The organism is Bacillus sp. FSL K6-3149, assembly GCF_038630515.1.
GTDB classification, from domain to species: domain Bacteria; phylum Bacillota; class Bacilli; order Bacillales; family Bacillaceae; genus Bacillus; species Bacillus pumilus.
The window spans coordinates 2,688,962-2,709,230 of the sequence record NZ_CP152034.1; the positions used below are offsets into that span (position 1 = coordinate 2,688,962).

Below are 20,269 nucleotides of genomic sequence, written 5' to 3' on the forward strand. Positions count from 1 at the left end.
TGTAAAGGAAGCTGCTTATGGACATGAAGTCAACTGCTCAAAAGAAATCAATTGCACTACCGCTTGTGATTTCAATTATTGCCATTTCGTTTTCTGCTATCATTGTGAAATGGTCAAATGCACCTGCTGCTATTTTAAGCATGTATCGAATGATCTTTGCCGCGATTTTTATGCTACCGTTTATTCTGCCACGAAAAAAAGAATTTCTCTCGATTCAGCGAAGAGATTGGTTTTTCTTATGTATGTCAGGCTTCTTTTTAGGACTCCATTTTGTGTTGTGGTTTGGCTCATTGAAGCTGACGACTGTGGCAAGCTCTACTATTATCATCGCCCTTCAGCCGATGGTCTCCTTATTAGGCGGCTTTCTCTTTTTCCGTGAACGAACCACGCTGCCTGCACTCTTGACGATGTGTGCCGCAATTGTTGGTGCACTTATGATTGGGTGGGGAGACATAGGTCATAGCCAGGAAGCCATCCTAGGAGACATTTTATCCTTTTTAAGTGTGATCGCGGTTGTTTGTTATTTATTAATAGGTCAACAGGCTGTCAGAAAGATATCTCATTGGATTTATAGTTTTTGTGTGTTTGGTTTTGCCGGTCTTTTTTTAATTTTATTCAATTTGATTCAGCAAACGCCTTTTACAGGCTATCCGGGTAAAGAGTGGGGAATCTTTTTATTGCTTGCGATCATTCCCACCATGTCTCATGTCATTAATAATTGGCTTTTAACCTATGTCAATGCCACAACCATTTCAATGAGTATCCTTGGCGAACCTGTTGGAGCCACGATTCTTGCTGTATGGCTGCTTGGAGAGAAAGTCACGCTGCTCCAAATGTGTGGCGGTTTTCTTGTCCTTTTAGGCGTCTTTTTCTTTTTGATGCAGCAGCGGCAAGGGATTGTGATGAAACAAAAAAAATCCGGTTAAATTCCGGATTTTTACTCTTTTAAATCGTTTTTTTCAATTACTTTGTTCAATCTTTCCTCAACCTTCTTCAATTCCATTCTTTTTCTTCTGATCATTCGAAAAGCGATGACAATGATCGTCACGATAGCAGCAATGAATAGAAGAGAGAACACTTGAAATAGAAGATCACCAATATTAAATGCCATATTCTCCCCATTAGACATACGTAAAACCTCCCTTTCTATCTATATATTACCATAATCGATAAAAGATTGAGATTTATCCATCATTTATCTATAATAGGTAAAATATCACTTATTAAAGGAGAACCAATATGAGAACTTTAGTCCTTTTACGAGGTCTCCCAGGCGTAGGGAAATCAACTTGGATCAAAGCCCAAGGCTTAGAGCCTTACACATTATCAGCGGATCAGATTCGTCTTTTGACCCAGCCTCCGCAGTTATCTGTCAATGGGAAACCAGAAATTTCAAGCAAGCATGACCACAAAGTCTGGTCTTTATTATTTGAATTGCTTACAGCACGTATGGAACGCGGAGACTTTACTGTGATTGATGCCACGCATATTTCAAGCAAATCGATATCTCAATATAAATCGCTGGCCACATCGTATCGTTACAGGGTGTATGTCGTCGATTTCACGCAGGTGCCGCTTGAAACAGCTCTATTGCAAAATCGCTCACGGGTAGCTCACAAAGTTGTGCGGGAGTCTGTTTTATATCAAATGAATGAGCGGTTAAAAACAGAAAAGGTCCCATCATGGGTGACTGTCTTGCAGCCTGAGGAATATCCGCAAGTGATGACCTATCAGCCTCGATCCTTCGATCAATATGAGGCCATTCATGTTTTTGGAGATATTCACGGCTGTCATACCGCTCTGACCACCTATTTGCAAGGAGATATTAAAGAAAATGAACTTTATATCTTTGCAGGTGATTTGCTTGATAGAGGTATAGAAAACAAGGAAGTATTAGAATGGATGCTCGCACATAGAGAATGCCGGAATGTCATCGTGATTGAGGGCAATCATGATCAGCATTTATACCGGTTTGCACATGGTGAAAAAGTAAAAAGTAATATGTTTAACCGGCATACTGCACCTGAGATTGAAGCAGCAGACTTTGATTTAAAAGAAGTACGAAAGTTTGTTAGGACATTTCATCAGCTTACTTATTTTACGTACCATGGCAAGACATTTCTTGTTACCCACGGGGGGCTTGCTCATTTGCCAGAAGAGCTATTGCATGTCTCAACACAGCAGCTCATCCACGGTGTAGGTGAATATTCAGATGACATTGATCATTTGTTTGTTCAAAATACTGCTGGATTAGATGTCATTCAAATTCACGGGCATCGCAATTTATACAGGCTGCCTATTCAAGCAGCGGAAAGGTCTTATAATCTAGAAGGCCAGGTTGAATTCGGGGGACAGCTGAGAGTGTTGAAAATCACAGCTGACGGGATTGAGACTCATGAAATTGACAACCCAATCTATAGAGCTTCTGAGAAAAAACCATCAGCCACTATTCAACCAGATATCTCACTAGATGACTTTTTAGCTCACTTAGATCAGCATGAGTATGTACAGGAATTAAAGCTTCCGCACCACATTTCATCTTTTAATTTTACGAAAAAAGCGTTTAGTGAACGGCAGTGGGATGATGTGAATGTGAAGGCAAGAGGCTTGTTTGTCAATATGGTGTCAAAGCAGATTGTTTCAAGAAGCTACAACAAATTTTTTAACATTGATGAGCGTCCGGAGACAAAAATGCATCATCTAGTAAACCACCTTCAATTTCCTGTCACCGTCTATGATAAAGCAAATGGATATTTAGGGACGGTTGGGTATAACGAAATGGAAGATGAATTGGTGTTTACGTCCAAATCGTATACATCTCATGTGAAACAAAATCAGCATGCTTCCTGGGTCGAGGAGTTATTCTATCAGACCTTCGGAGACGTGCAGGTCGACTACATCAAATCATACGTACGTGACCACAATGCATCTCTTGTGTTTGAAGTCATTTTGCCAGAGAAAGACCCACATATTATCACATATGATCATGATCAACTCATTTTGCTTGATATAGTGAAGCGTCAGCTAAGCTATGAAAAGGCACCATTTACTGAAGTGAAAAGAGTAAGCGAACAGCTTGGAATATCCAGCAAGCAGGAAGTGGCTGTGTTCCATGATTGGACGTCTTTTTATAAATGGTATCAGGCCGTTTCTCATGACGACTCGATCAAAGAAGAGGGATATGTCATTGAGGATGATCGCGGCTTGATGACCAAGCTCAAGCTTCCTTATTATCAATTCTGGAAGCAGATGCGCGCGATCAAACAGCGCGTTGCAGAGAAGCGTTCCACGCATAAATATATGCAGGCATTGCAAACAGCGGAGCAAGCTAGATTTTATACGTGGCTTCTTGAGCAAGATGCCAATGCTGTCAGAAATAGCTCCATTATTGAGCTGCGCTCACAATTTGAGCAAAGCGATGCAGCCCAATTGAATAATGATGGAATAAATGCATAGTCTAAAAAGGAGTCTTTTCTAAGGAAAAGGCTTTTTTTGATGCAATTGAAAGGTGGACCCTTACATGCCTGACCATATTGAAGTCATTTTACGAACGATGTTTGCTTTTGCGATTTTATTTGGCGGAGCACGTCTTCTTGGAAAGCAAACCATAGCGCAAATGAATATTTTTGATTTTATAGCAGCCATTAGCTTAGGTTCAATTGCGGCGAGTCTCGCGTTTAATACAACGCTTCCGTTTCATCACACGACGATTTCCTTTGTCACGCTTGTCATGATCATTTATGTGATTTCGCTCATTGCTTTAAGGAGCCGAAAATTGAGAGGATTTATGGCCGGTAAACCAACCCTTGTCATACAAAATGGCAAAATTCTTGAAGAGAATATGAAGGGAATGAGATATACCCTTGATTATTTAAATCAGCAGCTGAGAGAAAAAGACATTTTTGATATTAGCGAAGTTGAATTTGCCATAATTGAAACAGATGGACATATGTCAGTGAAAAAATATCCTTCGTTTGAAAATGTCACTCGAAAGGATCTTCAATTGTATATGAAGGCAGAGGGCTACATGCCTATTGAAGTGATCATGGACGGAAAGCTCATTTTGAAAAACATTCAAGAAAATCAATTAACAGTGGAGTGGATAGATGAAGAGCTTAAGAAAAGGCAGCTCTCCTTAAAGGACATTGTATACGCAGTCCGTTCAAGTAATGGCAGCTTATATATTGATACATATGACGACCACATTCACTCTCCGATTGATCAAGAATGATATAGTGCGGAGGTCACCCGCATGACACATATCCGTCAATGTTTATAAGTCGTTTGGATGCTGTCTGACTAGGCATCATTTCTCAATTATTATTATTTTCAGAAAATGTGATGACGGAAAAAAATAAATGTGTTTAAGTGTATATAGAACAAATTAAAATATTAATATAATATACCGTTTGCGGAATGAACGTTCATTCCTGGGGCGAGGAGGGGATGAAGTGCAAGCAGTGACTGATAAACAAGAACAGATCATGAAGGCTTCACTAGACTTATTTATTGAACGGGGCTTTGATGGGACCACGATGCCAATGATTTCAAAAAGAGCAAACGTCGGAGCGGGAACCATTTACCGTTATTTCGACAGTAAAGAGGCACTCGTCAATATTTTGTACCAGCGCAGCCTTTCTGCATTTATCGAAAAAATGAACACAAACAGTCCAGATCCAAAGGCGAGTATTCGGGCGTACTTTAAGCATGTATTTTATTGCTTGGTTTTATTTACAAAGGAGAATCCAAGCGGGCTATATTTCTTAGAAATTGATAAACGATCCCATTACTTAGACGAGACGAGCAAAGAGAAAATGCAGCATTTGTTACATGAACTATTCCTTATCTTTGAAGAAGGGAAAAAGGATGGGATTCATCCAAATCTTTCAGGTAAAACCATTTTATCGATTGTATTTGGTGCCTTTGTACAGCTGCATAAACAAATTCTTGCAGAAGAAATAGAGCCAACGATTGAATTTCTAGAGGACATTGAGCAAAGTTTATGGCGCGCTATCAGCGTCGCATCTTAATGAATGAATGAAAAGGAGTGGGCACATGCAACAAACATCAATCATTCCAAAACCAAAAACATACGGACCTTTTAAAAATATTCCCCATATCAAAAAGGGGGAGCTTTCTCAAACCTTTTGGCGGCTGGCAGATGAATTAGGACCGATCTTTCAGTTTGAATTTTCAAAAGCAACAAGTATTTTTGTTTCTAATCATGAACTTTTCCAAGAAATATGTGATGAGAGCCGTTTTGATAAATACATTGGGACTAGTCTCAATAAAGTAAGAGCATTTGCAGGGGATGGGTTATTTACGAGCTGGACAGAAGAACCGAACTGGAGAAAGGCTCACCACATCTTGATGCCGGCGTTTAGTCAGCAGGCCATGAAGGGCTATCATGAAATGATGCTCGATATTGCCACACAGCTTGTACAAAAATGGCAAAGAACAGGCCGTGATGAAGAAATTGAAGTAGCAGAGGATATGACAAAGCTTACTTTAGATACGATCGGACTTTGTGGTTTTGATTTCAGGTTTAACAGTTTTTATAAAGAAAATCAGCATCCATTCATCGAAAGTATGGTGAATGGTTTAAGCGAAGCGATGGATCAGGCGAGCCGGTTGCCGGTTGCAGATAAGCTAATGATCAAAAGAAGAAAAAAATTTGAAGATAATGTTGATTTTATGAAGCAATTAGTAGATGACATTATTCAAGAACGGAAAAAACAAGATAAAACGGGCGATGATTTACTGTCCCTCATGCTGCATGCAAAGGACCCTGAAACAGGAGAGCGCCTGTCAGATGAAAATATTCGCTATCAAATCATTACCTTCTTAATAGCTGGGCACGAAACAACAAGCGGGCTGCTATCCTTTGCGATTTATTTCTTATTAAAGAATCCTGAAAAATTAAAGAAAGCTGTCCAAGAAGCAGATGATGTGCTGCAAGGCGGACTGCCAACATTTAAGCAGGTACAAAAACTAAATTACACACGTATGGTTTTAAATGAATCTCTTCGCCTCTGGCCAACAGCGCCTACGTTCTCTTTTTATGCGAAAGAGGACACCGTCATCGGAGGGAAATATTCGATTAAAAAGAACCAAAGTGTCTCCGTGCTGCTACCTAAGTTACATCGTGATCAAGCGGTATGGGGAGAGGATGCGGAAGAATTTAAACCAGAGCGGTTTCTACACCCTGAAAAGATCCCGCAGCATGCCTACAAGCCTTTTGGGAATGGACAGCGTGCATGTATCGGCATGCAATTCGCCCTTCATGAAGCCACAATGGTACTGGCAATGGTCCTGCACAACCTGGAATTGATTGATCACACATCATATGAACTTGATTTAAAAGAATCTCTGACGATTAAGCCAAACGATTTTAAAATCAAAGTGCGGCCAAGAAAGCAGCAACTCTTTATGGCACCACCGAAAGAAGAGGCGAAAAAAAGCACAAAATCTGATGAGTCAAAAGTGGAGAGTCATGGTACACCATTGCTTGTTTTATATGGATCAAATCTTGGCACAGCGCAACAAATCGCAAACGAATTGGCTGAAGAAGGAAAAGCAAAAGGGTTTGATGTGACCACTGCTCCGCTTGATGACTATACACGTCAATTACCAGATAAGGGTGCAGTCTTCATCGTGACCGCTTCATATAATGGACATCCGCCTGACCATGCGAAAAAATTTGTGGATTGGGTCACGCAGGATAAAGAGCAGGATTTAACAAACGTGACGTTTGCTGTGTTTGGATGCGGAGATCGAAATTGGGCGAGTACGTACCAGCGTATTCCTCGTCTCATTGATGAAGCACTTGAAAGAAAAGGTGCGAAGCGTGCAGCTGATTTAGGAGAAGGTGATGCAGGCGGAGATATGGATGAGGATAAAGAAGCATTTCAGAAAACGGTCTTCAAGCAGCTCGCAAAAGAATTTAAGCTCACCTTCCAAGAAAAAGGTAAAGAAAACCCAAAGCTATCAGTTGCTTATACCAATGAGCTAGTAGAACGTCCTGTGGCGAAAACATATGGTGCCTTTTCAGCTGTTGTACTGAAAAATGAAGAATTACAATCTGAAAAAAGTGAGCGGCAAACAAGACATATAGAACTGCAATTGCCTGAAGGGAAAAAGTACAAAGAAGGGGATCATATCGGAATTGTTCCGAAAAATAGTGATGCACTCGTTCAGCGGGTGATCAATCGCTTCAATCTAGATCCTAAGCAGCACATCAAGCTTTCTTCTGAGAAAAAAGCAAATCATTTACCTTTAGATCAGCCGATTCAAATGAGAGAATTACTTGCGTCGCATGTTGAGCTTCAAGAGCCTGCAACACGTACGCAGCTAAGAGAGCTCGCCGCATATACAGTTTGTCCGCCTCACCGCGTGGAGCTTGAGCAAATGGCTGGTGAAGCGTATCAAGAAGCTATTTTAAAGAAACGAGTAACCATGCTTGACTTACTAGATCAATATGAAGCATGTGAGCTGTCATTTGTGCACTTTTTAGCACTTTTACCAGGTTTGAAGCCGCGCTATTATTCTATTTCTAGCTCACCAAAGGTCGATGAAAAAAGAGTCAGTATCACAGTGGCGGTTGTGAAAGGGAAAGCGTGGAGCGGCCGCGGAGAATATGCCGGAGTCGCATCAAACTATTTATGCGGTCTGCAGGAAGGAGAAGAAGTCGCCTGCTTCCTCCACGAAGCGCAGGCAGGATTCCAGCTGCCGCCTTCATCTGAAGTACCGATGATCATGATCGGACCGGGTACAGGAATCGCTCCATTTAGAGGGTTTGTTCAGGCAAGAGAAGTATGGCAGAAGGAAGGCAAACCACTAGGCGAAGCTCACCTATATTTTGGCTGCCGTCACCCTCATGAAGATGATCTGTATTTTGAAGAAATGCAGCTTGCAGCGCAAAAAGGAGTTGTCCACATCCACCGGGCTTATTCTCGTCACAAAGAGCAAAAAGTATATGTCCAGCATTTGTTGAAAGAAAACGGCGACATACTGATCAAGTTACTTGACCAAGGTGCGTATCTTTACGTGTGCGGGGACGGAAAAGTCATGGCACCAGATGTAGAGGCTACACTGATCGACCTCTATCAACACGAGAAACAATGCTCGAAGGAAGCAGCTGAAAATTGGCTGACAACCCTTGCGAATAATAATAGATATGTAAAAGATGTATGGAGCTGACAAGAGGGAAGACCGCCAATTAGGCGGTTTTTTCTGTTTCATCAAGAGAGGTGAGATCGATAGAATGAAAGTTTGAAAGATACAAAACACCTAATTTGAAAATGAAATATTTTGTAAAAAATAAGAATATTCTCTCATTTACTCCAATATGGAACAATCGTATCATTTTTGATATAGGACATAAAGGAGGAATATGATGAAAAAGGTGAAAATGTTACTCCCTTCTCTACTCGTTTTTGGTGCTTTAAGTGTGCCTAGTTTTGCCCATGCCGCATCGGATTCAGTACTAACATCTGATTATGACATGGTGACTTCTGATGGAAAGGTGATCTCTTCAAGTGATTTCCACAATGATACGAAATCCCCCTCATCCTTTGATAAAGTGGATGATCTATCTTCAACTGTTGGTGAAAAAGTAAAACCACTATCAAAATATGTAAAAGACTTTCAAACTAAAGTCGTCATTGGAGACGATGGTAGAACAAAAGTAGCAAATACAAGAGTAGCACCATATAATTCAATTGCTTATATTACATTTGGCGGCTCCAGCTGCACGGGGACACTCATTGCCCCTAACAAAATTTTGACAAACGGACACTGCGTGTACAATACAGCATCGAGAAGTTATAGTGCAAAAGGATCGGTGTATCCAGGGATGAATGATAGCACTGCGGTAAATGGGTCAGCAAATATGACAGAGTTCTATGTACCAAGCGGATATATCAATACAGGTGCGAGCCAATATGATTTTGCCGTGATCAAAACAGATACGAACATTGGCAATACAGTCGGTTATCGTTCCATCCGTCAGGTGACAAACTTAACTGGAACAACGATTAAAATTTCTGGATATCCAGGTGATAAAATGAGATCGACTGGCAAGGTGTCGCAATGGGAGATGTCAGGTCCTGTGACAAGAGAAGATACGAATCTCGCATACTATACGATTGATACATTTAGCGGAAATTCAGGCTCAGCGATGCTAGATCAAAATCAGCAAATCGTTGGGGTTCATAACGCAGGGTATTCAAACGGAACGATTAATGGCGGTCCGAAAGCGACAGCTGCCTTTGTTGAATTTATCAACTATGCAAAAGCGCAATAAAAGCTAGAACATAAAGCTTGTTTCCTTCATAGGGGACAAGCTTTTTTATGTGGATACAAGTGTCTATCTGTCTATGCTTGAAAGATTCATTGAGTTTTCAGCCTCTTCATTTTTTTCACATGTCATTCGTGAACAACTCATACATTAAAATGACACATTTCCTTTAAGTCAAGATTCTACTTGAGAAAAATGAGGAGGTCACGCTTTTTTGAAAATGAGAAGAGGCTGGATTACTGCTGTCGCCTTATGCTTTGTGATATGGATGGGCACGCTGTTAGGTGGATTTGGGGAGGAACATGCGGCAAAAGGTGCGGATCGATATGATCATGTCATTCAATTTCCAAAGGAACGGTACCCTGAAACAGGCAGTCATATTCAAGAAGCCATTCGAAAAGGGCATTCAGATGTGTGTACGATAGACCGAAATGGAGCAGATGCCCGCAGGCAAGAATCATTAAAAGGCATTCCGACTAAGCCTGGATTCGACCGAGATGAGTGGCCGATGGCAGTTTGTCTTGAAGGAGGAAAAGGGGCGAGTGTTCAATATGTCAGCCCGTCTGATAATAGGGGAGCGGGCTCATGGGTCGGACACCAGATGAGCGGGTATCCTGATGGGAAAAGAATTTTATTTATTGTGAAATAAAACTAAAAGAGAGGCACCTGTGAGTAGGTGCCTTTTTTGATGATGATCAGAGCGTATTGGAGCTAGCAGGGGCAAAAGATTCAGTGGTACAATGGATCCTATAAGGTACAAAGACAGACAAGAAGAAAATGTGAAGGGACATATGCTTATGGATAAGAACCGTGCATTATACGATTATTTCATGCAACATGCAGAGAAACTGACTGAAACTTGGTATGATTCAATTGAAGATGATGATCCAGAATCAATATATCGTTCAACAGATTCCAGCATCATATCAGAGCTAAAACGGCAAAATCAAGATTATTACCAGCATTTTATACGTGCTATTATTGAAGACAAGACGTATTTACATACTGAGTTTAAAAAGTGGTCTGAAGACTTAGCCAGTGACCCAAAGCATTTAAACACACCATTAGATTATGTTGTGAGAGAATACATGTCCAATCAAAGAGTGGTCCTTCATTACTTAAAAGAATTTATTAAACAGCGTCAAGATGAAATTGATATTGACCGCATCTTTTATTGGTATGATTTAATTTCAGAGGCGTTTAATATTTCCATTCATATGTTCATCCAGCAATATGTGAAAAATACAACGAGGAAGCTCGTGGCACAAAGAGACATGATTTACGAGCTGAGCTCACCTGTCATTGTCTTAAAAAGTCATATTGCGTTATTGCCGTTAGTAGGTGATATTGATACAGCGAGAGCAAAGATTATTTTAGAAAATACGCTAAAACAGTGCTCACAAAAAGGTGTACAGCATTTATGTATTGATTTATCGGGCGTTGTCATTATTGATACAATGGTGGCTCATCAAATCTTTGATCTTGTCACATCACTTCGGTTAATTGGAGTAGAGACAACTATTTCAGGAATCAGACCAGAAATTGCCCAAACCGCTGTGCAGCTCGGGCTTCCTTTTAATGAATTTCGCACGGCATCATCACTTGCTCACGCCTTAGACCGCATGACTGAATTTACTTCAATATAAAAACCAGGCCGATTGAATGGCCTGGTTTTTATTTAGATAACAGCGTCAATTTTAGTGACTTTCCAATCTTTTTGTCCTTTTTCGAACGTAACCGTTCTTTGTACTTTGCGTCCATCAAGTGTTGGGACAGTGAATTCATATGTGCGGACTGTTTGTTTTTTAGAGACAAGTTTAGGTGTCGCTTTATCCCAATTAAGCATATTGTCTCCGTCGCCGACTGGAACAGCCATTTTGCCTTTATGAACAATGAACTGGTAGTCTTTTAAACCTTGATTGATGGCTTCTTTTGTGAAAACTTGAGATAGGTAGCTGTTTAGTTTTTTCTTTGTATCAAATGTTTTAGAAAGATAGTTGTAAGTCATGTCTTTATAGCTAAATGATTTTAATTTGTAATCAGAATGTTCATTAATTTTGTAGCCTGACATCGCACTCCAAAAGTGTTCCCGTGCATCAAGGGCAATATGTAACGCTTCTTTATTTGTCAAAGTGGCTGGTTTTTTAGAAGCGGCCAATGTTGTAGATTGTAATGAGATCATAAGCATAATAGCAGTTAATAAAACGAATAATTTTTTCAAGGCGATTGCCTCCTTTTCTCAATGAAAACTTCTTATGTTACAAATGTTACAATAATTACAGAGATATTACAAGTATTAAATTGAAATGTTTTTTATTTCTTTTCTTTCTATATATATAACGTTTGAGGGTGGCAAAAAGTTTTCATTTTTTTATTTTTTCTTTATATCTACTATTTAACCGTTCTAAAGAAGAACAAAACGTTTTTTGGAAAAGTTTCTGTTTGGACGTTCAACACGCTTTTTCATTTATGACATATACTATCGTGATGAATGTCTAAGAAAGTGGTGTTGAATATGTATTATCCGTATGAAGGTATGTGGAATGGGTACTCATATGATAGGCAGATGCAAGGTTGGCCGTCGCTCCCTTCTCAAGTTGGAGGATTTCCAGGGTTTCCAATCGGAGGAGGAGGCACTGGGCCCGGATCTAGTGGATCAGCCCCGCCAGCCCCACCACAGCATATCGTTTCGCAATATCAGCAAGCATTATCACAGCCTCAAAGCATGCAGTCACTTATTTCAGGGCAAACAGGTGGAGGTCAGCAATCGGTTCAATTTGCCGCGGGATGTAATAGAAGGTGGACGATTGTGTTTATGAGAAACGGTCAAGTATTTTTAATGTATGTTCTATCTTCACAGCCTTTCGGGAGAACAACTGGCTTTATTTGGCCGAACTTTACATTTGGTTCCTTCCCAAGCTCGAGTATTCTTGCCTATTCTTGTTCATAAAAAAAAGCCGGTTCTCATCATTAACTGATGAAATACCGGCTTTTTTTAGTGAATATTTCTAAAGACGCCAATCACTTTACCTAGTATACTTACATTCTGTAAAATAATCGGTTCCATAGATGGATTTTCTGGCTGTAATCTAAAGTGTGTATCTTCTTTATAGAAACGTTTCACTGTCGCTTCATCTTCCTCTGTCATGGCGACGACAATATCTCCATTGTTAGCAGTGCTTTGCTGACGCACAATGACATAGTCCTTGTCCAAAATTCCTGCGTCAATCATACTTTCTCCCATAATTTCAAGCATAAATACTTGTTCATCTGGTGCTGCAAAAGTCTCTGGAAGAGGGAAGTACTCTTCTACATTCTCAACAGCCGTAATAGGCAGGCCTGCTGTTACTTTTCCGATGACTGGTACGTTCATTACAGCACTCTTTGGAATATTCATTTCCTCTTCATCTAGTACTTCGATCGCTCTAGGTTTTGTCGGGTCTCTTCTAATTAAGCCCTTCGTTTCTAGTCTAGCTAAATGTCCATGAACCGTTGAACTGGATGCTAGACCGACAGCTTCTCCAATTTCACGAACGGATGGGGGATAGCCCTTGCTTTTTACTTCTTCTTTGATGAATGTCAGGATATCGAGTTGTCTTTTTGATAGCTTCGTCATCTTTTGCACCTCAAAACGTCAATTTTAAAGAAATTATAGCATGTTTTTCCTAACAGTACAAACATAGGTTCGAAAAAAACGTTTGACAGAAACGTTTGTTCGTATTTATAATAAGTGTCAGAAAGAACGAACACACATTCTATTAGGAGAGATGACATTATGAGGTTAAAAGAATCTATTATTTTTATTGGGGTATTCTCATTCATCGTTGGCATATTTCTCTCACTTATTGCAGTCACAAGCCATAATGATCCAAATCAGTATGTTAAAATAGAAGTTCAATCAGGGGATACTCTTTGGGGGTTAGCTGATCAAGTAAACGACAGCAAATCAATCGATAAAAATGCGTTTATTGACTGGGTCACTCAGCACAACGATCTTGCTTCAACAGAAATCCAGCCTGGTGACATCCTTGTCATACCAGTCAAAAAAGAGCATCCAGTCGTATATCAACTTGCAACAGTACAGTAGAAAGGTCGATTGAAGACATGAATGCAATCATCTATGCGAGAGTAAGCACTGTCAAAGAAGAGCAGGAAACCTCACTGAAGAGACAAGAAGAAGAATTGCTAGCTTTAGCTGCTATGCACAAGATGAATGTGGTTAAAGTCATTAAAGAAAAAGCAAGCGGGTATGATCTAGATCGCGATGGTGTGTTTGATATGCTAGCTACACTAAAAGAAGAGTCAATTGATGCTGTTCTTATCCAGGATGAAACACGTCTCGGAAGAGGACAAGCAAAAATTGCGCTTCTTCATTGTCTTTTTAAAGAGAATGTAAAGGTGTACAGTACGTTTCATAGAGGCGAACTTGAGCTTTCAGAAGCAGATGAAATGGTGATTGAGATCGTAGGAGTCGTTGAAGAGTATCAACGAAAAATTCATAACCTGAAAATCAAGCGGGGAATGAGAAGAGCCGTAGAACGCGGGTATCAGCCCGAACTGAATTTAAAACAGCAGGATCATGCGCCTGGCCGTGAGCGTATTGAAGTGCCGATTTCAGAAATTGTTCGATTAAGAAAAAATAACATGACCTTCGCAGAAATCGCAGCAACTCTTCAGGCACTAGGTTTCGACATTTCAAAAGCAACGGTCCATAGAAGGTATCAAGAATATGAAAAAGGTCTGACCACCTAAAGCTTGATTTGTTGTCAAAATGATTGATATTTAGTAGTATGTAGAGAAAATGCTTTAAAGGAGTTAGTCATGATTTCTAAAAATCAGCTTGCAAGAATCAATGAGCTTTCAAAAAAGTCAAAAGAGACCGGTTTGTCAGACGCTGAAAAAACAGAACAAAAGCAATTAAGAGAAGAGTATTTAAAAGCTTTTCGTTCTTCTATGAAAAATACACTTAAAACCGTGAAAATCGTTGACCCTGAAGGAAACGATGTCACACCAGAAAAATTAAAAAGAGAAAGAGATCAAAACCTTCATTAAGTTTTCGGTTTCTTGAATTTTGAAAAGATGGGAAGGATATTCTCATCTTTTTTCATATTTGCATAACTTTTTAGGTGATCGATAAACTAAATGTGACAAAATCACTCTTTTTCAGCGTGAAATAGTTGTGAAAAAAGGACAGTAGATTTATGATAATGGTGTACACAAGATACGGAAGGGGATTTATATGGAAACGATTGAATTGAAATCTATTGCAACAATACGTACTCTCTCCATAGACGCAATTGAAAAAGCGAATTCCGGCCACCCTGGAATGCCGATGGGTGCTGCGCCAATGGCATACGCTTTATGGACGAATCACTTAAACGTAAGTCCGCAAAACCCAAATTGGTTTAACAGAGACCGTTTTGTATTATCTGCGGGACATGGTTCTATGCTTCTATATAGCATGCTTCATTTAAGCGGATACAACTTGAGCATCGATGATCTAAAACAATTCCGCCAATGGGGTAGCAAAACACCTGGACATCCTGAATTTGGACATACAGATGGCGTCGATGCTACAACAGGTCCTTTAGGACAGGGGATTGCCATGGCAGTTGGTATGGCACTTGCAGAAAGACATCTTGCGGAAACGTATAACAAAGACAACTTTAATGTTGTAGATCACTATACATACAGCATTTGCGGAGATGGAGACTTAATGGAGGGAATTTCCTCTGAAGCTGCTTCCCTTGCTGGTCATTTAGGCTTAGGCCGTTTAATTGTCCTTTATGATTCAAATGATATTTCTTTAGATGGCGACCTAGATCGTTCATTCTCTGAAAATGTGAAGAATCGTTTTGAAGCGATGAACTGGGAAGTTCTTTATGTGAAAGACGGCAACAACATTGAAGAAGTGACGGCTGCTATCGAAAAGGCAAAACAAAGCACAGACAGACCTACACTGATTGAAGTGAAAACAACAATCGGCTTCGGATCGCCAAACCGTGCAGGAACTTCTGGTGTGCATGGTGCACCACTTGGCAGCGACGAAGCCAAGCTGACGAAGGAAGCTTACTCTTGGACGTTTGAAGAAGATTTCCATGTACCTTCTGAAGTGTACGATCATTTCAAAGAAGCTGTAAAAGACGCTGGTCAGAAAAAAGAAGCAGCTTGGAATGAATTATTTGCGCAATATGAAAAAGAATACCCTGAGCTTGCAGCTCAATTGCAGCTTGCGATTGAAGGAAAGCTTCCTGAGAATTGGGATCAAGAGGTTCCTGTTTATGAAGCAGGTTCAAGTCTTGCCTCCCGCGCTTCTTCAGGCGAAGTATTAAATGGCATTGCGAAGCAAGTACCTTTCTTCATTGGCGGGTCTGCTGACCTTGCAGGTTCAAACAAAACAACGATTAAAAACACAGACGATTTTGGTAAAGATCATTATGCTGGTAAGAACATTTGGTTCGGCGTCAGAGAATTTGCAATGGGTGCCGCGTTAAACGGTATGGCGCTTCACGGCGGCCTTCGTGTATTCGGCGGAACGTTCTTTGTTTTCTCAGATTACTTAAGACCAGCGATTCGTCTTGCTGCCTTAATGGGACTTCCAGTCACTTATGTCTTTACTCATGACAGTATCGCTGTTGGTGAAGATGGTCCGACGCATGAGCCGGTTGAACAGCTTGCTTCATTACGTGCGATGCCGAACCTTTCTGTCATTCGCCCTGCGGATGGAAACGAAACAGCTGCAGCGTGGAAACTGGCTGTATCTTCAACGGATAAACCGACAGCACTAGTTCTGACTCGTCAAAACCTTCCAACGATTGACCAAGCACCTGAGAAGGCATATGAGGGAGTAGAAAAGGGTGGATACGTCGTCGTTGAAGCTGCTGATGCGCAGCCAGAAGCACTTCTACTCGCATCTGGATCTGAAGTCGGTTTAGCGATTGAAGCGCAAAAAGCACTTGAGAAAGAAGGAATCCGCGCGTCTGTTGTCAGTCTTCCTGCATGGGATCGTTTCGATCAGCAGTCAGACGAATACAAAGAATCAGTCCTTCCTACAGCAGTGCGGGCTCGTATTGCGATTGAAATGGGGGCTTCACTTGGCTGGGAGCGTTACACTGGTCTTGATGGTGACGTAATTGCCATTGATAAATTTGGCGCTTCTGCACCTGGTGAAACCATTATTGAGAAATACGGCTTCACGGTCAGCAATGTCGTCAGCCGTGTGAAAGCGAAGCTGAACAAATAACGAAGTCTCCAAGCATCATGCTTTTTTTCATCTGTTTGCAGAGCATTTTCATCCGCTCTGCAAACTTTTTTCTTTTTTCTTGTTTTTTTGACAAAACTAGTTTCTTCTTGCTTCATATATAGACAATTCTTTCTTTCACATTTTTGTATAATACAAGCAATATACGAGATTGACGAAATGTGAAAGGAAGGGATAGACATGGAACGCCATTATTATATTTATTGGATTGAGGATGAATTTGCGCATCATTATTTTGGCAGAGAATCAATTTTGTTTCATTTGTTTGAGTCGTTACACTGGACGAACCGCACGGAAGATGAATTGGTGATGCTTGTGAAACAAGTGGATTACGTGACGAAACGAATCCCTGCTTTTCATATGCATCAGCGATTAATGAACAACTTAACGAACGTTCACTATACACAAATTGGCTCGATATACAGCGCTTCCTTACCTGATGGAAAAGGAACGGCTGCATTTATCATAAAAGATCGTTATATCCAAATGTCTGCCACCGGTAGTTATGAAGCAGAAGCAGTGTTTTTTGAAGTGCTGAGAAAAATTAGTCCTTGCTTCCTTGCGATGGACTTCGGTTCAAAGAAGCACGGGTGGCTCAATCCGGTAAAAGTGAGGAATTTTGTTTAAAAAAATAAATTTGAACGTGAAATGTTGTATAATAGCCTTTTGTTTAGTACACTTTATACGAGACAACATGAAGGAGGAAGAATTATGGATTTATGGGTTGTCATCCTTGTAGGCGTTGTTGCACTGCTTGCAGGAGTTGCACTCGGATTCTTTATTGCTCGTAAGTATATGATGAGCTACTTGAAAAAGAATCCACCAATTAATGAACAAATGCTTCGAATGATGATGATGCAAATGGGCATGAAACCGTCCCAGAAGAAAATCAATCAAATGATGAAAGCCATGAACAACCAAGCGAAATAATACGTACGATATTATGATCATAGATGGAACATGGTTATAAAGAATGGACAAGCGTTGTCCTTTCTTTATTGAATTCACCTTCATCAGACGCTTTAAAACCACTGTACTTGCCTAAATGAAGCAGGGAAGGTGGTTTTTATTTTGGCGTCAGCTTCCTGTAAAAAAACAAAAACCCCTGTTATCAGAGGTTTTTGTTTCGTTTATGGTCACACATATCAACTGTTCTAAAAATCGTGCAGCATGATAAATATCATGAGATATGATTAGTTGGCTGAGTTTGAGTGTAAGTGTCGTTGATATTGTAAGAGGAGATGATCTAGCTGCTGGCTATGTTCGATGGTCACTGTTGATGTCATCCCATTGTGCATCACAACTTTCATCAGCTCTTCTCTTTTTTCTTCGATTTGAGTTAATAATGATGTTTTTACCAAAGTCATGTTCCTTTCATGCAAATCTTGATAAAAAGAATCGATTCTATTATATCCATTTTCAGGTTTATTTTCAAATTTAAAGGATTCGTTATCTCGATGTCAAATTAAATTATATAAGGTTTTAAGAGAATAGACCATCTTTATTGAGAGGATGTAAAAAAAATGAAATGATTTTGTCATCTCTTATTGTATATTGTAAGAAGGGGGTGTTCTTTTGACAGATTTGAATTACTTTTTAGCTTTCGGAGCAGGATTCCTTTCTTTTATCTCACCGTGCTGTCTGCCGCTTTATCCAGCGTTTTTATCTTATATTACGGGCGTTAGTATGGATGAAGTGAAATCTGAGAAGGTGATGCTGAGAAGAAGAAGTCTGCTTCATACCTTATTCTTTTTAATTGGTTTCTCTATTATCTTTATTGCGATAGGCTTTGGGACATCGTTTGTTGGGAAGTTTTTTGATGATTACCATCAAGCGATTCGTCAGGTTGGAGCTATCCTCATTATTTTCTTTGGTTTTATGACGCTTGGTGTATTTCAGCCTTCTTTCCTCATGGGCGAAAAGAGAATGCAGTTCAAAAACCGACCTGCTGGTTTTTTTGGATCGATTCTCATTGGAATGGGCTTTGCCGCTGGTTGGACACCTTGTACAGGACCTATTTTATCTGCTGTTATCGCACTGGCGAGTAACAATCCTGAGTCGGCTGTGCCTTATATGATTGCGTATGTATTTGGATTTGGCGTTCCCTTTTTTGTTCTCTCCTTTTTCATTACGAAAATGGCGTGGATCAGAAAGCGTCAGCAGCTCATCATGAAAATTGGCGGGATCATTATGATTGTGGTAGGGATATTGCTGTTCTTTGATCTCCTCACATGGATTATCATCATGTTCTCATCCTTGTTTGGCGGATTTACAGGCTTTTGAAATCGTTTTCTACAGTCGCGGCGAATGGTTTTTTTTCGTCAATTGGAGTATATTATACATAGGCTGACCTTAAAGAATAAAGGAATGATTTGATATGATGGTCTTAATCTCTTCTATAATTGCAATATGTATGGCGGTAGCCGTCATGTTTATTCGCATTAAGTCATCTGCAAAACCGGCAACCGCGAAAAAAATTATATTACCTCCTATTTTCATGAGCACTGGAGCTTTGATGTTTTTTGTTCCTATGTTTCGAGTAACTGGAGCTGAATTTCTTGAAGCGATCACAGTGGGGATGTTTTTCTCCATCTTTTTAATCAAAACATCGAAGTTTGAAATTAGAGGGAACGAGATTTACTTAAAGCGGTCAAAAGCATTTGTATTTATTCTCATTGGACTTCTTGTTCTTCGTATCGGGATGAAGACGATCCTGAGTTCTTCTATTGATTATGGCTCTCTAAGCGGAATGTTTTGGATACTTGCCTTTGGCATGATTGTACCTTGGCGCGTTGCCATGTATTTGTCGTTTAGAAAGCTGTCTAAGCAATTAGATCCGCAGCAGGTTCAAATGAATTAAACCCAGATTGTTGACAAAGGGCTAAAATGATCTTTATTTTAGCCCTTTGTCTTCTTTCTTTTCAGCGTGATAGAAAACCTTTGAAGTCTAGGAAGGGTGAGCACCAGCGCACAGACTGACAAAGAATGCGAGGGTTTGTCTACACGCTGAACCTCCTTTTTATAAAGGAGGTTATTTTAATAACGCCTCATATGGCGTATGATCGATGTTTTTTTCTTGAAGGCGCTTCAATAAAAACTTATGATCACGCTTTGGTGTAGCGATAATATAGCCGCGAATGATTAAGTCTAAATTAATGCTGGCAGCTTGTTCTTTTAAAGCCAGCTCGCCAATTTTCCCTGCAATTTTTTCTTTGGCGACATCTCTAAACAGCTCTGGAACAGGTAATACAAGCTCATTTAAAAGCTGTTTGTCTTCTTCCCGCCATAGGTGGAGGCTCTTTTGGATATATTCATCCTGCCAATCAAGCTCTGATTTCCCATCTTCCTTCGGCAATCGTTTTAAAAATTTGCGAAACATAAAAAAGCCACCGATTGCGAGTAATCCGATCATCACCGTACCCCAAAATAAAATGAACCACAAAAACCAGCCGCTTAACATGTTCTCACTCCTTATACCCCTCGTCTCTCTATTTTATTTTACATGAAGCGATGATAGAAGAAAATAACAAAAATGTATGTCTCTCATCTCTATGAACGCCTTTTTTCATTCATAACTGCCCATTTACTAGAAAGACCCAAACCATCTAGTAGAAAAAGAATACCTTATCATATAGCGACTCTACTATTTGGCCATGGTGGTTCGCAAAAGGTATTGACTTGACACGAACGGAAGAGAGCCCACCAAATGA

The 20,269-nt window shown here is 40.1% G+C and carries 22 protein-coding genes; 17 read left to right on the top strand and 5 right to left on the bottom strand.

The window, feature by feature from the left end:
• Positions 1 to 17: 17 nt before the first annotated feature.
• Positions 18 to 926 (top strand): DMT family transporter, encoded by a 909-nt coding sequence (locus MHB83_RS13565; protein WP_050944906.1) that lies wholly within the window; start codon positions 18 to 20, stop codon positions 924 to 926.
• Between the two features lie 11 nt (positions 927 to 937).
• On the opposite strand, the gene MHB83_RS13570 is transcribed toward MHB83_RS13565, so the two are convergent.
• A complete protein-coding gene (locus tag MHB83_RS13570; RefSeq protein ID WP_137054585.1) occupies positions 938 to 1,129 on the bottom strand; it encodes a TIGR00366 family protein in 192 nt (63 codons plus the stop codon).
• A 110-nt stretch (positions 1,130 to 1,239) separates the two neighbouring features.
• Between MHB83_RS13570 and MHB83_RS13575 the strand changes: the two genes are divergently transcribed.
• The 7 genes from MHB83_RS13575 (at position 1,240) to MHB83_RS13605 (ending at position 10,944) form a co-directional block, all read left to right on the top strand.
• The gene (locus MHB83_RS13575) at positions 1,240 to 3,456 is read left to right on the top strand and encodes an RNA ligase (RefSeq protein ID WP_342496399.1); all 2,217 of its coding nucleotides are present in this window, start codon (positions 1,240 to 1,242) and stop codon (positions 3,454 to 3,456) included.
• Between the two features lie 64 nt (positions 3,457 to 3,520).
• Positions 3,521 to 4,231 carry a DUF421 domain-containing protein gene (locus MHB83_RS13580; protein ID WP_137054583.1) on the top strand — a complete coding sequence of 237 codons (711 nt, stop codon included), beginning with the start codon at positions 3,521 to 3,523 and terminating at the stop codon, positions 4,229 to 4,231.
• A 253-nt stretch (positions 4,232 to 4,484) separates the two neighbouring features.
• On the top strand, positions 4,485 to 5,030 hold the full coding sequence (locus MHB83_RS13585; protein ID WP_340901412.1) for a TetR/AcrR family transcriptional regulator: 546 nt from the start codon (positions 4,485 to 4,487) through the stop codon (positions 5,028 to 5,030).
• Between the two features lie 25 nt (positions 5,031 to 5,055).
• Positions 5,056 to 8,199: a bifunctional cytochrome P450/NADPH--P450 reductase gene (locus MHB83_RS13590; RefSeq protein ID WP_212046466.1), complete on the top strand. Its 3,144-nt coding sequence runs from the start codon at positions 5,056 to 5,058 to the stop codon at positions 8,197 to 8,199.
• Between the two features lie 196 nt (positions 8,200 to 8,395).
• The gene (locus tag MHB83_RS13595) at positions 8,396 to 9,304 is read left to right on the top strand and encodes a trypsin-like serine protease (protein ID WP_003212025.1); all 909 of its coding nucleotides are present in this window, start codon (positions 8,396 to 8,398) and stop codon (positions 9,302 to 9,304) included.
• A gap of 262 nt (positions 9,305 to 9,566) precedes the next feature.
• On the top strand, positions 9,567 to 9,947 hold the full coding sequence (locus MHB83_RS13600; RefSeq protein WP_223251181.1) for a NucA/NucB deoxyribonuclease domain-containing protein: 381 nt from the start codon (positions 9,567 to 9,569) through the stop codon (positions 9,945 to 9,947).
• Positions 9,948 to 10,095: 148 nt separating this feature from the next.
• Positions 10,096 to 10,944 (top strand): STAS domain-containing protein, encoded by an 849-nt coding sequence (locus MHB83_RS13605; protein ID WP_342496400.1) that lies wholly within the window; start codon positions 10,096 to 10,098, stop codon positions 10,942 to 10,944.
• Between the two features lie 32 nt (positions 10,945 to 10,976).
• Here MHB83_RS13605 and MHB83_RS13610 read toward each other — a convergent pair whose 3' ends face one another.
• The gene (locus MHB83_RS13610) at positions 10,977 to 11,519 is read right to left on the bottom strand and encodes an IseA DL-endopeptidase inhibitor family protein (protein WP_003211360.1); all 543 of its coding nucleotides are present in this window, start codon (positions 11,517 to 11,519) and stop codon (positions 10,977 to 10,979) included.
• Positions 11,520 to 11,813: 294 nt separating this feature from the next.
• Here MHB83_RS13610 and MHB83_RS13615 point away from each other — a divergent pair, with 294 nt between their 5' ends.
• Complete coding sequence (locus tag MHB83_RS13615) at positions 11,814 to 12,248, top strand: hypothetical protein (RefSeq protein WP_003212431.1); 435 nt, start codon at positions 11,814 to 11,816, stop codon at positions 12,246 to 12,248.
• A gap of 45 nt (positions 12,249 to 12,293) precedes the next feature.
• On the opposite strand, the gene lexA is transcribed toward MHB83_RS13615, so the two are convergent.
• A complete protein-coding gene (gene lexA, locus MHB83_RS13620) occupies positions 12,294 to 12,914 on the bottom strand; it encodes a transcriptional repressor LexA (protein WP_003212311.1) in 621 nt (206 codons plus the stop codon).
• A 159-nt stretch (positions 12,915 to 13,073) separates the two neighbouring features.
• Between lexA and yneA the strand changes: the two genes are divergently transcribed.
• The 6 genes from yneA (at position 13,074) to MHB83_RS13650 (ending at position 17,489) form a co-directional block, all read left to right on the top strand.
• Positions 13,074 to 13,385 (top strand): cell division suppressor protein YneA, encoded by a 312-nt coding sequence (gene yneA, locus MHB83_RS13625; protein WP_003211955.1) that lies wholly within the window; start codon positions 13,074 to 13,076, stop codon positions 13,383 to 13,385.
• Between the two features lie 17 nt (positions 13,386 to 13,402).
• Positions 13,403 to 14,050 carry a recombinase family protein gene (locus MHB83_RS13630; RefSeq protein WP_003211322.1) on the top strand — a complete coding sequence of 216 codons (648 nt, stop codon included), beginning with the start codon at positions 13,403 to 13,405 and terminating at the stop codon, positions 14,048 to 14,050.
• A 69-nt stretch (positions 14,051 to 14,119) separates the two neighbouring features.
• The gene (locus MHB83_RS13635) at positions 14,120 to 14,350 is read left to right on the top strand and encodes a DUF896 domain-containing protein (RefSeq protein WP_003211509.1); all 231 of its coding nucleotides are present in this window, start codon (positions 14,120 to 14,122) and stop codon (positions 14,348 to 14,350) included.
• Positions 14,351 to 14,537: 187 nt separating this feature from the next.
• Complete coding sequence (tkt, locus tag MHB83_RS13640; protein ID WP_050944901.1) at positions 14,538 to 16,541, top strand: transketolase; 2,004 nt, start codon at positions 14,538 to 14,540, stop codon at positions 16,539 to 16,541.
• A gap of 198 nt (positions 16,542 to 16,739) precedes the next feature.
• The gene (sirA, locus tag MHB83_RS13645; protein WP_003212113.1) at positions 16,740 to 17,186 is read left to right on the top strand and encodes a sporulation inhibitor of replication protein SirA; all 447 of its coding nucleotides are present in this window, start codon (positions 16,740 to 16,742) and stop codon (positions 17,184 to 17,186) included.
• An 84-nt stretch (positions 17,187 to 17,270) separates the two neighbouring features.
• On the top strand, positions 17,271 to 17,489 hold the full coding sequence (locus MHB83_RS13650; protein ID WP_003212379.1) for a YneF family protein: 219 nt from the start codon (positions 17,271 to 17,273) through the stop codon (positions 17,487 to 17,489).
• A gap of 263 nt (positions 17,490 to 17,752) precedes the next feature.
• Here MHB83_RS13650 and MHB83_RS13655 read toward each other — a convergent pair whose 3' ends face one another.
• Positions 17,753 to 17,920 carry an aspartyl-phosphate phosphatase Spo0E family protein gene (locus MHB83_RS13655; protein ID WP_003211291.1) on the bottom strand — a complete coding sequence of 56 codons (168 nt, stop codon included), beginning with the start codon at positions 17,918 to 17,920 and terminating at the stop codon, positions 17,753 to 17,755.
• Between the two features lie 214 nt (positions 17,921 to 18,134).
• On the opposite strand from MHB83_RS13655, the gene MHB83_RS13660 reads away from it, so the two are divergent.
• Both MHB83_RS13660 and MHB83_RS13665 read left to right on the top strand, forming a co-directional pair.
• The gene (locus MHB83_RS13660) at positions 18,135 to 18,842 is read left to right on the top strand and encodes a cytochrome c biogenesis protein CcdA (protein ID WP_113387035.1); all 708 of its coding nucleotides are present in this window, start codon (positions 18,135 to 18,137) and stop codon (positions 18,840 to 18,842) included.
• 94 nt (positions 18,843 to 18,936) lie between these two features.
• Positions 18,937 to 19,419 (top strand): CcdC protein domain-containing protein, encoded by a 483-nt coding sequence (locus tag MHB83_RS13665; protein WP_050944898.1) that lies wholly within the window; start codon positions 18,937 to 18,939, stop codon positions 19,417 to 19,419.
• 171 nt (positions 19,420 to 19,590) lie between these two features.
• On the opposite strand, the gene MHB83_RS13670 is transcribed toward MHB83_RS13665, so the two are convergent.
• A complete protein-coding gene (locus MHB83_RS13670) occupies positions 19,591 to 20,019 on the bottom strand; it encodes a DUF2621 domain-containing protein (protein WP_044141405.1) in 429 nt (142 codons plus the stop codon).
• Positions 20,020 to 20,269: the final 250 nt, after the last annotated feature.

Coding starts and splice junctions, on each gene's coding strand:
- tkt (WP_050944901.1), top strand. CDS start 14,538: ATGGAAACGATTGAATTGAAATCTATTGCAACAATACGTACTCTCTCC.
- MHB83_RS13570 (WP_137054585.1), bottom strand. CDS start 1,129: ATGTCTAATGGGGAGAATATGGCATTTAATATTGGTGATCTTCTATTT.
- MHB83_RS13650 (WP_003212379.1), top strand. CDS start 17,271: ATGGATTTATGGGTTGTCATCCTTGTAGGCGTTGTTGCACTGCTTGCA.
- lexA (WP_003212311.1), bottom strand. CDS start 12,914: ATGACGAAGCTATCAAAAAGACAACTCGATATCCTGACATTCATCAAA.
- sirA (WP_003212113.1), top strand. CDS start 16,740: ATGGAACGCCATTATTATATTTATTGGATTGAGGATGAATTTGCGCAT.
- MHB83_RS13615 (WP_003212431.1), top strand. CDS start 11,814: ATGTATTATCCGTATGAAGGTATGTGGAATGGGTACTCATATGATAGG.
- MHB83_RS13580 (WP_137054583.1), top strand. CDS start 3,521: ATGCCTGACCATATTGAAGTCATTTTACGAACGATGTTTGCTTTTGCG.
- MHB83_RS13600 (WP_223251181.1), top strand. CDS start 9,567: ATGGGCACGCTGTTAGGTGGATTTGGGGAGGAACATGCGGCAAAAGGT.
- MHB83_RS13605 (WP_342496400.1), top strand. CDS start 10,096: ATGGATAAGAACCGTGCATTATACGATTATTTCATGCAACATGCAGAG.
- MHB83_RS13670 (WP_044141405.1), bottom strand. CDS start 20,019: ATGTTAAGCGGCTGGTTTTTGTGGTTCATTTTATTTTGGGGTACGGTG.
- MHB83_RS13575 (WP_342496399.1), top strand. CDS start 1,240: ATGAGAACTTTAGTCCTTTTACGAGGTCTCCCAGGCGTAGGGAAATCA.
- MHB83_RS13635 (WP_003211509.1), top strand. CDS start 14,120: ATGATTTCTAAAAATCAGCTTGCAAGAATCAATGAGCTTTCAAAAAAG.
- MHB83_RS13565 (WP_050944906.1), top strand. CDS start 18: ATGGACATGAAGTCAACTGCTCAAAAGAAATCAATTGCACTACCGCTT.
- MHB83_RS13595 (WP_003212025.1), top strand. CDS start 8,396: ATGAAAAAGGTGAAAATGTTACTCCCTTCTCTACTCGTTTTTGGTGCT.
- MHB83_RS13590 (WP_212046466.1), top strand. CDS start 5,056: ATGCAACAAACATCAATCATTCCAAAACCAAAAACATACGGACCTTTT.
- MHB83_RS13585 (WP_340901412.1), top strand. CDS start 4,485: ATGAAGGCTTCACTAGACTTATTTATTGAACGGGGCTTTGATGGGACC.
- MHB83_RS13665 (WP_050944898.1), top strand. CDS start 18,937: ATGATGGTCTTAATCTCTTCTATAATTGCAATATGTATGGCGGTAGCC.
- yneA (WP_003211955.1), top strand. CDS start 13,074: ATGAGGTTAAAAGAATCTATTATTTTTATTGGGGTATTCTCATTCATC.
- MHB83_RS13630 (WP_003211322.1), top strand. CDS start 13,403: ATGAATGCAATCATCTATGCGAGAGTAAGCACTGTCAAAGAAGAGCAG.